Origin of the sequence: Acinetobacter sp. WCHAc060025 (assembly GCF_004209355.1) — a bacterium.
Lineage (GTDB): Bacteria > Pseudomonadota > Gammaproteobacteria > Pseudomonadales > Moraxellaceae > Acinetobacter > Acinetobacter wuhouensis.
On sequence record NZ_SGSX01000008.1, the window covers coordinates 123,481 to 138,431 of the forward strand.

The 14,951-nt window shown below is 37.8% G+C and carries 10 protein-coding genes; 7 read left to right on the plus strand and 3 right to left on the minus strand.

Annotation, left to right across the window (positions count from 1 at the left end):
• Together EXE09_RS08595 and EXE09_RS08600 are read left to right on the plus strand one after the other, a co-directional pair.
• A complete protein-coding gene (locus EXE09_RS08595) occupies window positions 1-705 on the plus strand; it encodes a BON domain-containing protein (protein ID WP_087552934.1) in 705 nt (234 codons plus the stop codon).
• Entirely contained in the window at window positions 689-1,582 is an 894-nt protein-coding gene (locus EXE09_RS08600) for an alpha/beta hydrolase (protein ID WP_068974842.1), read from the plus strand. The genes EXE09_RS08595 and EXE09_RS08600 overlap by 17 nt, the downstream gene beginning before the upstream one ends.
• 40 nt (window positions 1,583-1,622) lie before the next feature.
• Here the strand turns inward: EXE09_RS08600 and nudC are convergent, their stop codons facing one another.
• The 3 genes from nudC to dnaQ all read right to left on the minus strand — a co-directional run bounded on the left by nudC (window position 1,623) and on the right by dnaQ (window position 5,647).
• The gene (nudC, locus tag EXE09_RS08605) at window positions 1,623-2,393 is read right to left on the minus strand and encodes an NAD(+) diphosphatase (RefSeq protein WP_130116993.1); all 771 of its coding nucleotides are present in this window, start codon (window positions 2,391-2,393) and stop codon (window positions 1,623-1,625) included.
• Window positions 2,393-4,033: a chemotaxis protein gene (locus tag EXE09_RS08610; RefSeq protein ID WP_087552937.1), complete on the minus strand. Its 1,641-nt coding sequence runs from the start codon at window positions 4,031-4,033 to the stop codon at window positions 2,393-2,395. The genes nudC and EXE09_RS08610 overlap by 1 nt, the downstream gene beginning before the upstream one ends.
• A gap of 126 nt (window positions 4,034-4,159) precedes the next feature.
• Window positions 4,160-5,647 (minus strand): DNA polymerase III subunit epsilon, encoded by a 1,488-nt coding sequence (gene dnaQ, locus EXE09_RS08615; RefSeq protein ID WP_130116994.1) that lies wholly within the window; start codon window positions 5,645-5,647, stop codon window positions 4,160-4,162.
• Between the two features lie 216 nt (window positions 5,648-5,863).
• On the opposite strand from dnaQ, the gene EXE09_RS08620 reads away from it, so the two are divergent.
• From EXE09_RS08620 to EXE09_RS08640, 5 genes are all read left to right on the plus strand, one after another.
• The gene (locus tag EXE09_RS08620; RefSeq protein WP_130116995.1) at window positions 5,864-9,154 is read left to right on the plus strand and encodes a LysM peptidoglycan-binding domain-containing protein; all 3,291 of its coding nucleotides are present in this window, start codon (window positions 5,864-5,866) and stop codon (window positions 9,152-9,154) included.
• Window positions 9,155-9,189: 35 nt separating this feature from the next.
• On the plus strand, window positions 9,190-11,034 hold the full coding sequence (locus EXE09_RS08625; RefSeq protein ID WP_130116996.1) for an extracellular solute-binding protein: 1,845 nt from the start codon (window positions 9,190-9,192) through the stop codon (window positions 11,032-11,034).
• A gap of 170 nt (window positions 11,035-11,204) precedes the next feature.
• Window positions 11,205-12,275 (plus strand): microcin C ABC transporter permease YejB, encoded by a 1,071-nt coding sequence (locus EXE09_RS08630; RefSeq protein WP_130116997.1) that lies wholly within the window; start codon window positions 11,205-11,207, stop codon window positions 12,273-12,275.
• Window positions 12,275-13,291: an ABC transporter permease gene (locus EXE09_RS08635; RefSeq protein WP_130116998.1), complete on the plus strand. Its 1,017-nt coding sequence runs from the start codon at window positions 12,275-12,277 to the stop codon at window positions 13,289-13,291. Before EXE09_RS08630 ends, EXE09_RS08635 begins: the two co-directional genes overlap by 1 nt.
• Window positions 13,263-14,858 (plus strand): dipeptide ABC transporter ATP-binding protein, encoded by a 1,596-nt coding sequence (locus tag EXE09_RS08640; protein WP_130117024.1) that lies wholly within the window; start codon window positions 13,263-13,265, stop codon window positions 14,856-14,858. The genes EXE09_RS08635 and EXE09_RS08640 overlap by 29 nt, the downstream gene beginning before the upstream one ends.
• The last annotated feature ends 93 nt before the right edge of the window (window positions 14,859-14,951 follow it).

The following is a 14,951-nucleotide window of genomic DNA, read 5'->3' on the forward strand; positions in this document are numbered from 1 at the left end:
GTGTTAAAGCGTATTGTCATCACCATGATGTGTGTAGCAAGTTTGTCTGGTTGCGCAAGTTTTATATCCGGTGGTACAGGTTCTGCGCCAGTCGGAACAGAAAGTGGTGTGAGATCTTTAGGGCAAGTTTTTATTGATTCTTCTATTGAACGTACTGCTAAAATTAACTTATATAAATTAGATGTTCGCTTTAAGCAATCGCGAGTGAATATCAATAGTTTTCATAGTAATGTTTTACTCACTGGGCAAGTTCCAGATGCACATTTAAAACAATTGGCTGAAGATAACTTACGTGCAATGAGTGATGTTAAGACTGTACATAATTATATTACTGTCGGTAGCCAAATTGGTTATAGCACCATTATGCAAGATGCCACAGTGACTGCAAATACACGTGGTTTGATCATGAAAGCGCCTGTAGTTTCAGACAATAAGGTTCTTGTACATACTGAAGATGGGGTACTATACATATTGGGTCGTTTGAATAATGCTGAAGTTAATGATTTAAATGATGTTTTACAAAAGGTTGGCAATGTGACTAAAATTGTGACTTTGATTGATAATATCGAACAAGCCAATAATTCACTTCAGCCTTCAGCTTTTACAGCACCTGTAGTCGGCAATGTGCAGCAACCTGATGTACAAACACCAGTTGCAATTGATCCGAATGCGGCAGAGCCATCAAATAATGTTATTCAGCAGTAAATTACAGCCTTTAAAAAAGAAACTCCTTAAACAGTTTGATGTATTAAAGTCGCAGTACCAAGATTTTCGTTTATATGATTTAGGTAGCATTACGATTAATGGATTAACTCCGAAAAAGGGTTATTCCATTAAGCACAATGTTGCTTATGGTTTGAAAGCAAGACAGCGTTTAGACCTCTATGTTTCTAATCAAACTCAACTTAAGCCATTAATTGTCTTTGTACATGGTGGTGCGTGGAGTCATGGGGATAAAACAGCGTATAAATTTGTTGGAGAGGCATTTAGTCGCTTTGGTTATGATGTTGCAGTGATGAATTATCATTTAGCACCAACACATAAATTTCCAAGTTATATTGATGATCTGGCGATTGCTTTAAACTTTTTGGAGCAACAACAGTCTCGATTGGGGATTTCAACGGCAAAAATTGCCTTGATTGGGCATTCAGCTGGTGCTTTTAATATTGCCTCCTTACTCTATCACCCGCAACATTATTCATTGGCGATAAAGCAAAATATTAAAGCATTAATTGGCATTGCTGGGCCTTATCATTTTGATTATAAAGGTGATCCATTAGCAGAAGATGCTTTTGATCAAGCTGTACCCTATCAACAAGTGATGCCTTATTATTTTGTCGAAAAGAATGAGGTGAAACATTACTTATTCTTGGCACAGAATGATCAAATCGTGAAAGATACCAATTCTTTGGACTTTAAACAGCAGCTTATTGCGCAAGGTAATCATTGTGAAATTGTGACTATTCCCAAAACAGGTCATATTTCAATTATGGGTAGTGTCTCAAGCCTGTTTAGTCGCTTCTTTAAAACACGTTCTGAGATTATTCAAATTTTGGATCGTGAAATGAAAAATCCCCAATAAATTGGGGATTTTTTTGAACATTATTTTTTGAGTAATACATTCATTCTTGATGCATAGGTGTATTGTGAATGACATGTTCAATCATAGCATGCGCAATACTACCTGAGAATGGTGTTTCTGGTAGATCATTAAATTTAAAGAAATGTGCATCACTAATTTCTTCTTCTTGCAGTACGATTTCACCTGATTCATATTCAGCTTTAAACGCCAGCATGAGATTACTCGGAAATGGCCAAGGCTGGCTAGAAAGGTAGGTGACATTTTTCACCTTTAAACCGACTTCTTCTAAAGTTTCACGTTTTACCGCTTCTTCTAATGTTTCACCCACTTCTACAAAGCCAGCAATGAGACCATACATACTGCCTTTGTTTTTCGCATTTTTTGCTAACAGAATTTCATCATCGCCACGGGTAATCACAGTGATAATACAGGGTTGTACGCGTGGATACTGATGATAACGGCAAGCAGGGCAAACCATAGCATATTCAGTAGGGTGGACTTCTGTTTCATGCCCACAATGGCTACAAAATTTATGATTTCGACGCCATTCAAGCAGTTGTAAAGCTCGACTGGCTTGTTCAAATTCAGTTTTTGTCCATTGTGAGATCAACTGACGAATCGGAATAAGTTGGTAGCCTGCCGGAATTTGATCTTCAATAAAAAGATCTCGGGCAATGATTTGATCACCCGAGTTAAAGCTAAGATCATTTGCTAACTTTTCAACTTTAGGAAGTTGTAGGTTTTCATCCACCAACAGTTGATGATGGTGGAAGATATAAGCAAGTGATAGTTCTGAATTTTGGTCAGACATTAAGCTACCGTTTTTAAGTTTTGACTACTTGTTAGTGCGACATCAAACATTTTCTGCAAAACAGGTTGTTTGTTTTGTAGGTTTTCAATCATCATATCTGCACTTGCCAAGACATCGAGAAGTTTATTAACTTGTTCTTTGTTCAATACTTGCTCTTTCTCTAAGCTTTTTTGAACAAATTCAGCAGATTGAAGTAGAGCTTTTTGACCATCACGTGCTGCAAGGAAGATCAGCGCACCGCCGATTTCGCGGAATTGCGATGGAATAGATTCTAGATTGGTCTGTGGTTCTTGTAGGTATTGCACCAGTGATTGCGCACTCAAATCTACCAAGGCTTTCGTTTCAGTCAGTAGGGCATCATGTGCCTCATCTAAACGATCTAAAGAAATTTGTAAATTATTCACTTTAAGCTGTAAACGATTTGAGGTGTAGTTTCGCTCAAGAATACCAATAGAATTCATCGCAGAAAGAATACTATTCATCAGTTGTTGCGCATAGTTTTCATCTTTTAGCATATTGTCTTGAGAAAGAAGATCAGCTTGTTGTTTCAGTTCAATATATGCTTCGTTCAAATTCAAGACCTTAAACACATGTGCAAGATCAGTCAGTTTAGTTTTCAATTCTTGAGTTTTTTCATCACTCATATTTTGATAGTTAAACTCAATATCATTACGAATCTGTGACATTTCATCTGTAATGAGCTGGCTGATGCTATGCACAGTATTGAAATCAGGGCCATACAAATGACGGCTAAAAATTTGTAGTTGTGTATCTGTGAGAATATCTTCACCAATATTGATTTGATCACGGATATGTTGTGAAATTTCATCTTCTTGGCTAATACAAAGACTCAGTATATTGGCTAAATCTGTTAATGATGCTTTGAAATCATTTTGATTTTTGAAGAAAGTTGAAATATTGGTTTCAATACTGATTAAGGTTCTCAGGCGTGTATCATTAAGAATTAAATTGTCAATTTGATTGAAGGCTACAGAAGTTAATGCCCAATATTGAGCACTGGTTTGGTCTTTCGCTTCATTGGCAAGATATGCACCGACCAGTTTAATTGCTTGTAAATCTAATTCAGTTTCTTGTTGTTTCAGAAGTTTATGCAAACTGAGTTTATACAGTTTATGCACATAAACTGATTTTTCCAATTCTGGAGGTTGTGGCAAAGTAAAATTCGGTGTTACACAGTCAAGAAGTGGTGCAATCGCTTGCCCTTCAGATGTGAGTTCTAAACCTAGAGCGAGTTCTAAACGATTCAGTGTGTCGTGTAAGAATTGAGGTACTTTGACTTCACGTAAACAAATAAACTCGATATAGCGTTTGAGCATGGTCGTCCCTTCGCTCAATGCAATCACATCTTGGGTATTTACTTCACGTGGATTTTGCATGATTTTGCGCATCAATAATGCCGCAAGCTCGGTAATTTTTGCGACTTGTGGCATATCAATTAACATCAGTACATGGGCACATTGTTCAAATTGAAGTAATGCATCATCAATACCAAAAGGTAATGTTTGATCTTCAACTAAACTACTGACAGCAGATTCTACTTGTAAAATTGAATTATCAACTTCTTTTTTAATAATTAGTAATGCTGTCGGATCAAAATGTATAGAGGTTTGGTAAGACATTGATCTGCACCTATCCTGGGTATCTAAATGTTCTATATCGAGCTCTCAAAGAAGTTCGATTTTCTAAGTTTAATATAGCTGAAGAACAGAATCTTTACATAAAAAAATAATGATTTATGTCAAAAATTATTTTGCAAAAATGCAAGCTTCCCCATGCTTTTCTTGGAATTGTTTGATCCAGTTATCGTGCGCTTCAAGTTCTTCAGCTGAAGCTAAAATAACAGGAACTTCGATTTCGATTTTTTGTCGTGCGGTATTCCCCAAAGCTTGTTCAGTATGTTCAGAAATTGCATCCATGTCAAAGGATACTTGTCCACCTGTCATTGCCAAGTAGACGTCAGATAAAATCTCTGCATCGAGTAATGCACCGTGGAAGGTACGGTCACGTTGCGGAATTTCATAACGACGCACTAATGCATCCAAAGAGTTTTTCTGTCCCGGATGTTTGCTTTTCGCCATTGCCAAGGTATCTGTCACCTCACAGACTTCAGACAGTGCTTGTAAACCACTGCGTTTGAACTCCATATCTAAGAAGTTCATATCGAAGCTTGCGTTATGCGCAATAATTTCACTGCCTTTTAGGTAGTCAAAAAGCACCTGTGCAATTTCATCGTATTTAGGTTTATCTTTTAAGAATTCGTCTGTAATACCATGGATGGCTTCAGAGTCACCTACAGGTTTTTCAGGATTGATATAAATATGAATCGAACTACCTGTGAGTTTACGATTGATCATTTCAATCGCACCGACTTCAATAATACGGTCACTATCCTGATAGTAGAAACCAGTGGTTTCTGTATCGAGAATAAATTGACGAGGTCCATGTAATTTTATGGTTGCAGGTGTAATGACGATTTGTGGGTGAATATTCGTTTCTACATGAAGTGTTTCGTTATGTTCGATATCTAAGTCCATGACTTGATCATTCACCATATTGTTTTCATTATCAACTTGAACAGCTGCTTGTTCGTCAACCTGTGGATGTGACTGTGACATATTTTCAGTTGACTGGTTTTCTTCATTTGACATCATTTCATCCTCAGAATCTACGAAATCAAAACCAAAAGGGTCATCTAGTAACCAATCCTTTTCAATTTTTTTTTTATCATTTTCTATAGGATTCTGTTGTTCAATCGAATCTTGCAGGCTGCCAGTTTTTGGGCTAGTCGTAATCGAAGTTGTCGTTTTACCTGCAAGTCTTTGCTCAGTACCTAAGTTGGCTAACTGATCTGCCATCTCATTACCTGGATGTCCTGCATGTCCTTTGATCCAATTCCATTCAATTTCACGACCTTGGCATGTAGCATCTAACTTTTTCCAAAGATCTGGATTTTTGACATCTTTCCAGTTTTTCTTTTTCCAACCTTCGATCCACTCAGTAATACCACGTTTAACGTAGTTAGAATCTGTCCAAATGATCAATTTTTCAGAAATAGGGCAAAAAGCAATACCTTCGATGGCTGCAGTAAGTTCCATACGATTATTGGTTGTGTCTAACTCGCCACCACATAGTTTATGTTCTTCATTTGGCGTGATGATATATGCTCCCCAGCCACCAGGACCAGGATTGCCTTTACAAGCGCCATCGACATAAAGGGTGAGTGTTTGCGACATAGATATAACCAATGAAAGTGAATTAAGCGTTGAACATCGTAGGTGAACAATTTATTGTATACGCAAATCGGCGTTTTCTACGCATGAACAGAGATTTTTTTAATTTCTTGTAACATTTGTATGCAATAAGCATTCAAATTTTGCCTTGTATGCGCGTATAGCTCTACTAAAATGGCAAAGATAAAATAATTTACTAATATGTTGTTCGGAACCCTTATGTTTAAACCTACCACAATGGTGTGGCAACCTACTGCGTCTGTTTTCTTTAAATTATCATTATTAACATCTGCATTCGCGGCACTAGGTTTGACTGCTGGGTGTTCTTCTACGCCAACATCGTCAAAAGTTCAAACATCAACCGCAGGAATGTTGGATGCGAATAGTTTAGACTCGCTTGAAGATCTACTTTCTGCAACAGATATGCGTGCAGTAGAGGGTGATCGTTTACTGATCTTAAAGCATGGTGATGTTTGGAAGCGGATGTCTGTCGGTTTTAAAATGAATGAAGACCGCTGGGATCCGAGGATTGATGCACAGCGGAGTTGGTTTGCTGCACGTCAACCTTATATTGATCGTGTGAGTGCGCGTGCATCACGTTATTTATACCACACTGTAAAAGAAGCAGAACGTCGTGGTTTACCAACAGAATTAGCTTTATTGCCAATTATTGAAAGTTCTTATGACCCTGCTGCGACAAGTAGTGCGGCAGCAGCGGGGATGTGGCAGTTTATTCCAAGTACAGGGAAAATTTACGGATTAAGACAGACCAGTTTATATGACGGACGTCGTGATGTGGTTGAGTCTACTCGTGCAGCCTATGAGTTCTTAGGAAGTTTATATAATCAGTTTGGTTCTTGGGAATTGGCTTTGGCTGCTTATAATGCAGGACCTGGTCGTATTCAACAAGCGATTAACCGTAACCAAGCTGCGGGTTTGCCTACAGATTATTGGTCTTTACGTTTACCACAAGAAACAATGAACTATGTGCCAAGATTCTTGGCTGTAGCGCAAATTATTAAAAGCCCTTCTAAATATGGTGTTTCTTTACCGCCAATCGCCAATCGTCCACACTTTAGAGAAGTGGCTGTACCACCAGGTGTGCAATTGAATCAAATTGCCTCGATTACTGGGTTAAGTCGTGCTGAACTTTATGCATTGAATCCAGGGCATCGTGGTGAAAGTGTTGATCCAAATAGTACTCTACGTGTATTAATTCCTGCTGATTTAAGTCCAACCATTGACAGTAAATTAAAAGCTTTAAAACCAGGTTATGATGGAGGGCTGTGGGCGAGTAATAATAGTCCATCGACAGCAACACAAACCTTGTCTCCTACAACGGTTTCTGGTGTTACTCAATCTATTACCCCTGCAAAAGCGGTTCCACCAGTCTTAACAAGTAATCCTAAACCAACGACATCTTATTCATCGTCGAGTTCAGCCAGTCAGTTAAGTGTTTTAAAAACAACACCATCGAATGCTGATGCTTTAGCAAAATTTGCGACCAATGCAGACATTCCAAGCGCACCACGTATTCCTGTGGCAGTGACGCCTGCTACGAATGTCAAGCCAGTTGCGATTGAACCACCAATTTCAGCCAATGAAAAAGCGCAAATTCTTGCAGCCGTAAAAGCTGAAGGAGAGAAAGAGACAGTCAAACAAGTTTTAGAACCTCAAGCAACGCAAGCCGAGAAAGAAGAAGTTGTGAATGAGATTAAAGCCATTGCACCGCAAGGTACGGAGGTTTTAGATCCGTACGATGGCAAAATTAAGTTAACGGCAATTCAAACCAGTCAATCTGTTGCTAATGTACAAGGTAAGGAAAATACGGTTGGTTTTGCTTATCCAAAAGGTTTAGCGGATACAACGCCAGCCAATTCTGAAGAAGCAAAATTAAATAAAGATAAAAACTTTAAAAAGACTGACAGCGAAGTTGTAGTTGAACCACCAAAAGGTAAACGTAGTACTTACACTGTATTATCTGGTGATACTTTAGCGACGATTGCCTTAAAAAATGGTGTGAATTGGCGAGATATTGCCAAATGGAACCAAGTTGATCCAAATGGTACTTTGTTTGTTGGCGCAACTTTATATTTATATGATGCGAAACCTCAAGTTGATGCACCTTCAAAAAAATCTACAGATACAGCACCAACAACTTATGTGGTTAAACCCAATGACAGCTTAACCAGTGTTGCAAACGAGTTTGATTTATCTGTTTCGCAATTGGCGAGTTACAATAACTTGACGACGAGTAGTAATTTATTTGTTGGGCAGAAGTTGAAATTGAAAGATTCAGCTGATGATAAATTGTCTGAAATTAATAAAACAGTGGTTCGTGCAGATACATCTAAACCTGTTGCCAAAATCAAAACCAAGACTTATCAAGTTAAGCGTGGTGAATACTTAAAAGTCATCGCTGATCGTTATGCTCTATCTGTAAATGAACTTGCTGATTTAACCCCAGGACTCGATATTTCTAGGAGTTTGTATGTTGGTCAAAAAATTAATGTACCTGTCAATGAAGTAAAAGAAATTGATTCAAAACTTGAATCTAAAGTGGTTGATCAAAGTAAATTTAAAAATGTGAAAGCTGAAACTGAGTACAAGACTGAAAATTATAAAGTTCAGCGTGGTGATACATTATCCAGTATTGCAACTCAGTCTAAGTTGACACTTTCTGAATTGGCAGAGTTGAATAAAATTTCTCCGTCAAAAAGCTTGCTCGTTGGGCAGACGATTAAGATTCCAGAAGGAAGTACCACACCAGACAGTTACACTGTTCAAGCAGGAGATAGCTTAACCGCTGTCGCCAATAAATATGGGTTACAAGTCAGTCAGGTTGCAGATTTAAACGGTTTAAACACTACATCGGGCTTATTTGTTGGACAAAAGTTGAAACTCACAGGTACACCTGAACCAACAGTAAAAGATAAAGCACATTCTAAAAATGAAGTGAAAGCTCAAGCTGCAAGCAAAGACGTACATGTCGTGCAATCGGGTGAAACTTTGGCAAGTGTTGCACGAAAATATAAGCTACAGCTTTCTTATTTAGCTGACTTAAATGGTTTATCGCGTAATGCATCTTTGAATATTGGTCAGCATTTGAAGCTAGAAGGCGAAACTGCGAAGACCAATCAAATTAAAGAAGCAAAAGATCGTGAAGATGTCAAAGCATCTGCCAAAACGGTTGCAAAATTGACAGGTAAAGACACTGAAAGTTATACGGTGAAATCAGGTGAGTCGTTGAATGCGATTGCAAGTCGTGTTGGTTTGTCTGTGCAAGAATTGGCTGATCTCAATGATCTTAAGTCTCGTGCAGGTTTGCAACGTGGACAAACCATTCGTATTCCAAAAACTGTATCGGACTACAAAGTGAAAAGTGGCGACTCTTTGATTCGTATTGCAAGTAAATATGGTATTGATTCAAGCGCACTTGCGGAAATGAATAATCTTAAGCCTACAGCTTCTTTGCGTATTGGTAGTGTGATTAAAGTTCCAAGCCTTTAATCATCAGCTTATTCTAAATAAAGGAAATTAGGGGAATGTACCTAAATTCTATCTATGTAAGTCCAATCGGGCTTACATTAGGCTTGTGCATGGCAACGATGCATTTGCATGCTGCTGTGCAGACAACAGCTTATCTTGCCATTCACAATACACCTCATTATGCCAAGTTTCAGGCGATGCCCTATGCCAATATCAATGCACCCAAAGGCGGTTATATCAGCACTTCCAGCTTAGGGACTTTTGATAACCTCAATAGTATGAATGGTAAGGGTAGTTCAACTGAAGGGATTAACTATCTGTTTGATACTTTGATGGATAGTTCTTTGGATGAAGCGGGCGTGCTTTATCCACTTTTGGCAGAGAAAGTCACTTTTGATCCGAAAAAAACCAATTTTGTGATTTTTCATTTAAATCCAAAAGCGCGCTTTAGTAATGGCACAGCAGTCACCGCTGAAGATGTTAAATTTACTTTTGATACGATTCAGAGCAAAGCCAATCTTGGTTTTCAAATGTATTTATCGGATTTAGCCAAGACCGAAGTTTTATCTCCAACCCAAGTTAAAATGACGTTCAAATCTGAACATAATCCAGATATGCCTCTGATTTTGGCTAGGATTGCGATTTATTCAAAAGCGGATTGGAAAAATAAAGACTATACCAAAGTTACGTTGCAGCCGATTTTAGGTTCAGGACCTTATCTGATTGATCAGATCGATGCAGGGCGGAGTATTCGTTATAAGCGAAATCCAAATTATTGGGGCAAAGATTTAGCGGTAAATCGTGGGCGCTATAATTTTGATCAAATGAAGTTTGTTTATTATCGTAGCCCTGAAATTGCATTTGAAGGATTCAAGTCTGGACAGTATAGCTTTTACCAAGAAAAAAATGCACGGAACTGGGTCGCGGAATATCTATTCCCCGCAGTTAAATCGGGTTTGGTACAGAAATATACAGCGAAAATAGAAACGCCAGCCCTCACACAAAGTTTGGTCTTTAATACTCGAAAAGCGCCATTCAATGATATTCATTTTAGACAAGCTTTAACCTATGCCTACGATTTTGAATGGATCAATAAAGCATTGCTCTATGGTCAAAATATTCGTCTGCAAAGCCATTTTCAAAATAGTGAATTGGCAGCGACTGGTGCGCCGAGTGCTAAAGAGTTAGATATTCTCAAACCTTATCTTCACCAACTTAATCCGCTACAACGTCAAGGCACGTTGAGCAATTGGAAATATCCAGTTTCAGATGCCAGTGGATTTAATCGCCAAAATTTATTGATTGCACGTTCAATTTTACTCAAATCAGGATACCAGTTTAAAAATGCACAATTGGTAGATCGTAAAGGGAATCCAATTCAAATTGAATTTTTAATTCATCAAGATGGTATACAACGAACACTGTTGCCATATATTCGCAATTTAAAAAAATTAGGCATTCAAACGACGATTCGTCAAGTGGACACGCCACAATATACGGAGCGCATGCGCCGTTTAGATTTTCAAATGACACCGATGAATATGCCACAGTCTTTAACCCCAGGGGCTGAACAGGCGCAAATGTGGGGGAGTCAAGCGGCAGACGAGATAGGCAATTACAATTATTCAGGCATTAAAAATCCTGTTGTGGATCAATTAATACAGCAGATTATTCGTGCACCGAGTAGAGAGCAATTGGTACTACATACGCGTGCCTTAGATCGTGTTTTGAGAGCGGGTTATTATCAAATATTGACCTATGGCAATGATCAAAATTGGTATGCTTATTGGAATATGTATCGTCAACCTGATATTAAACCTAAGTTATCTTTAGGTTTAGAATATTGGTGGTCAGATTCTACTCAAACAGAAAAAGTGACTCATTATTTAAAAAATAGGTGATTTAAAAAGTTGATGATTTAAAATCATGGTGCTTTTCAATGAAATTTGTATAAATCAACGTTTAGAAGAATAATTGTGTATAGGTATTAATCAGCATCATTGGATTATTGGTGTTATAAAATAATACAATTATACAGTGCTGTAATGAGGTTATAAGGAACAATGTTTTAATGGGCAGATATATACTCAAAAGATTATTTTTGATCATTCCAACATTGTTCTTTGTGTTATTGATCAATTTTGCGATTACGCAAATTGCGCCAGGCGGCCCTGTTGAACAAGCGATTCAGCAAGCTGAAAACTTTCAAGGTGTTGATGGAACGACGGCGGGATTATCTACTTCAGTCAATCGTCAAGAATACCGTGGTGCTCAGGGGTTAAGTGAGGAGATGATCGATAAAATCAAAGCTCAATATGGCTTTGATCGACCTGCGCATGAACGATTTTTTTTAATGTTAAAAAGCTATCTAACTTTTGATTTTGGAAACAGTTTTTTTAAAGATAAAGCCGTGACGCAATTATTATTAGAAAAAATGCCAGTCACGATTTCATTGGGTTTATGGAGTACCTTACTGATTTACCTGATTTCGATTCCACTTGGAATTAAAAAAGCCAAAAAACATGGTTTATTGTTTGATAAATCTACCTCTTTACTGCTCGCAGTCGGTTATGCCATTCCTGCTTTTGTATTTGCAATTTTGTTGATCGTGTTTTTTGCAGGTGGTTCTTATTTTCAGTGGTTTCCATTGCAAGGCTTTGTTTCTGAACAATTTCAAAGTTTCAGTTTATGGGGCAAAATTATTGATTATTTCTGGCATATGACCTTGCCTTTACTGGCTATGGTATTGGGTGGTTTTGCCAGTTTGACTTATCTGACCAAATACTCGTTTATGGAAGAAATGGAACGGCAATATGTTTTAGCCGCACGCGCTAAGGGATTTGGGCAAAATTATGTGCTGTATAGACATGTATTTCGTAATGCGATATTGGTGATTCTTGCAGGTTTGCCTGAAGTGATTGTAGGGGTATTTTTTGTTGGTAATTTACTCATCGAAATTATTTTTAATTTAGATGGAGTCGGGTTACTTGGTTTTGAAGCAATTCAACAGCGTGATTATCCTGTTATTTTTGGGACATTGTTCTTTTTAACTTTGTTTGGACTGGTTTTACGACTGATTTGTGATGTGATTTATAGTGTGATTGACCCTCGAATTGATTTTGAATCGCGAGGTGCAAAATAATGTCACCGATCCTACGCGCACGGTTAAAAAAATTTAAAGGCAATCGATTAGGATACTTCTCTTTTATTTTATTTATCATTCTTTTTGTGCTCTCTCTCTCTGCAGAGTTGATCGCAAATGAGAAACCATTATTGGTGAAATATAATCAACATTATTACGTACCCGTATTTAACGTCTATCCAGAAACAACATTTGGTGGTGTATTTGAGACTGAAGCAGATTATCGTGATCCTGTAGTGCAGCAGCTCATTGACGAAAGAGGTTGGGCAATTTGGCCGATATTACGTTATTCCTATCAAACGCCAAATTTGGATTTAAGTGTACCAGTCCCATCGCCACCGACAACACAAAATTGGTTAGGAACAGATGATCAAGGGCGTGATGTTTTAGCACGTATTCTATATGGACTACGTATTTCATTACTCTTTGGACTTGTCTTAACGTTGTTTGCTTCGGTGATTGGAATTATCGTTGGTGCGATACAGGGCTATTACGGTGGATGGGTTGATTTAATCGGACAAAGAATTCTTGAAGTCTGGGGAGGATTGCCAACTTTATTCATGGTGATGATTCTCGTCAGCATATTTACACCTAGTATTTATTGGTTATTTCTGATCATGCTGCTTTTTGGTTGGACTGGTTTAGTCGGCATTGTACGTGCTGAGTTTTTAAAAGCACGAAAGTTAGAATATGTCAGTGCTGCACGGGCTTTGGGTGTGAGTGATCTGATGATTATGTTCCGACATATTCTTCCTAATGTCTTAAGTTCTAGTTTGTCGCAGCTTCCTTTTATGTTTACTGCAAATATCACAGCACTGACAGCTTTGGATTTTTTAGGCTATGGTTTACCACCAGATGCTGCTTCTCTAGGTGAATTATTATTGCAAGGGAAAAATAATTTAAACGCGCCGTGGTTGGCTTTATCTGGTTTTTTTAGTTTGGCTTTGGTGCTTTCATTATTGATCTACATTGGGGAGGCAACACGTGATGCATTCGATCCAAGACGCCAAAAATGATCCAAATTTGTTGCTCTCAGTTCAAAATTTACATATTGAAAATGAGCAAAAAACGGTATTGGTGGAAAACCTCAATTTTGATTTACATCGCTGTGAAACGGTCGCGATTGTGGGGGAAAGTGGCTCAGGAAAGTCGATTAGTGGTTTGGCACTGATGGGACTACTTGCTGAAAATTTAAAAGTCACGGGTCAAGCGGTTTATCATGAGCAAGATCTTTTACATCTAGATTCTAATGCTTTACTCAATATTCGGGGTAAAAAAATTGGGATGATTTTTCAAGAGCCCATGACAGCATTGAATCCTTTGCACAAAGTTGAAAAAATTGTAGGCGAAGCTTTGCTTTTAGAAGGAATGTCTAAGGATAAAGTCAGAAAACGTGTCTATGATTTACTCTGTGATGTGGGAATGGATGATCCCGAGGAAAAGTTAGATCGTTATCCACATGAGTTATCTGGCGGGCAAAGACAACGTGTTCTAATTGCTTCGGTATTGGCACAGAAACCCGAAATTATCATTGCTGATGAGCCAACGACAGCACTCGATGTAACGCTTCAATCACAAGTACTGAATTTATTACAACTATTGATTCTCAATCACAATATGGCAATGATTTTAGTCAGTCATGATCTAAATTTAGTGCGTAAATATGCCAACCATGTGATTGTGATGAATCAAGGGAAAGTAGAAGAAAAAGGCTCGGTTAAAAATATTTTTAACAATCCTCAAGCTGAATATACCAAGTTTTTATTGAATCAAGATTTTGGTGAAGCGAATAAGTCACATTCTGAAAACCATTTGGTTTTATCCTTGCATCGGGTAGGGGTTAAATTTCCGATTCAGCAGGGAATATTCAGTCGAAAAAAAGAGTATTTCGTTGCTGTTGAACCAATAAATTTACGTTTACATCGTGCTGAATCCATCGGAATTGTTGGAGATAGTGGTTCTGGAAAAACCTCATTGGCATTGGCAATCGCGAGATTGATTGAAAGCTCTGGGAATATTGTCTTACTCAATCAAGATTTAAATCGTTTAAGTCAACGAAAACTTCGACCATTACGTTCCAGTTTTCAGATCGTATTTCAAGATCCTTATAGTAGTCTGAATCCTCGCATGACTGTTGAACAGATTATCCGTGAAGGTTTGGAACTTCAGAAATTAAAAGAATCAGATATTATTATTCAAATGAATGAAATTTTGAATAAAGTTGAATTATCGATCACAGTGAAGCAAAAATATCCGCATGAATTGTCAGGAGGGCAGCGACAACGTGTGGCATTGGCTCGAGCGGTTGCATTAAAGCCACGATTGCTGATTTTAGATGAACCAACTTCAGCATTAGATCGCACGACACAGCGAACAATTGTAAAATTATTGCGCCAATTGCAACGTGATTATCAAATCAGTTATTTATTTATTAGTCATGATTTACAAGTTGTAAAAGCACTTTGTCAGAAAATTTTAGTGTTAAAAGAATCAAAAATGATTGAGTTTCAGGATACACAAGCCTTATTTGATAAGCCTTTGAGTGATTATACAAAAAGATTAATCGCCGCTAGTCAATATTAATTCTGGGTCATTTCCTCAATATTCTTTTTTATATTCACTTATAAAGTTGACAAAATGCATTGTCAAAATTACTCTTGATTTAGGATAATATTA

Excerpts from the sequence above, each read along its gene's own strand:
- EXE09_RS08620 (WP_130116995.1), top strand. The coding sequence starts at position 5,864 with ATGTTTAAACCTACCACAATGGTGTGGCAACCTACTGCGTCTGTTTTC.
- EXE09_RS08625 (WP_130116996.1), top strand. The coding sequence starts at position 9,190 with ATGTACCTAAATTCTATCTATGTAAGTCCAATCGGGCTTACATTAGGC.
- dnaQ (WP_130116994.1), bottom strand. The coding sequence starts at position 5,647 with ATGTCGCAAACACTCACCCTTTATGTCGATGGCGCTTGTAAAGGCAAT.
- EXE09_RS08640 (WP_130117024.1), top strand. The coding sequence starts at position 13,263 with ATGCATTCGATCCAAGACGCCAAAAATGATCCAAATTTGTTGCTCTCA.
- EXE09_RS08600 (WP_068974842.1), top strand. The coding sequence starts at position 689 with ATGTTATTCAGCAGTAAATTACAGCCTTTAAAAAAGAAACTCCTTAAA.
- EXE09_RS08610 (WP_087552937.1), bottom strand. The coding sequence starts at position 4,033 with ATGTCTTACCAAACCTCTATACATTTTGATCCGACAGCATTACTAATT.
- nudC (WP_130116993.1), bottom strand. The coding sequence starts at position 2,393 with ATGTCTGACCAAAATTCAGAACTATCACTTGCTTATATCTTCCACCAT.
- EXE09_RS08635 (WP_130116998.1), top strand. The coding sequence starts at position 12,275 with ATGTCACCGATCCTACGCGCACGGTTAAAAAAATTTAAAGGCAATCGA.
- EXE09_RS08630 (WP_130116997.1), top strand. The coding sequence starts at position 11,205 with ATGGGCAGATATATACTCAAAAGATTATTTTTGATCATTCCAACATTG.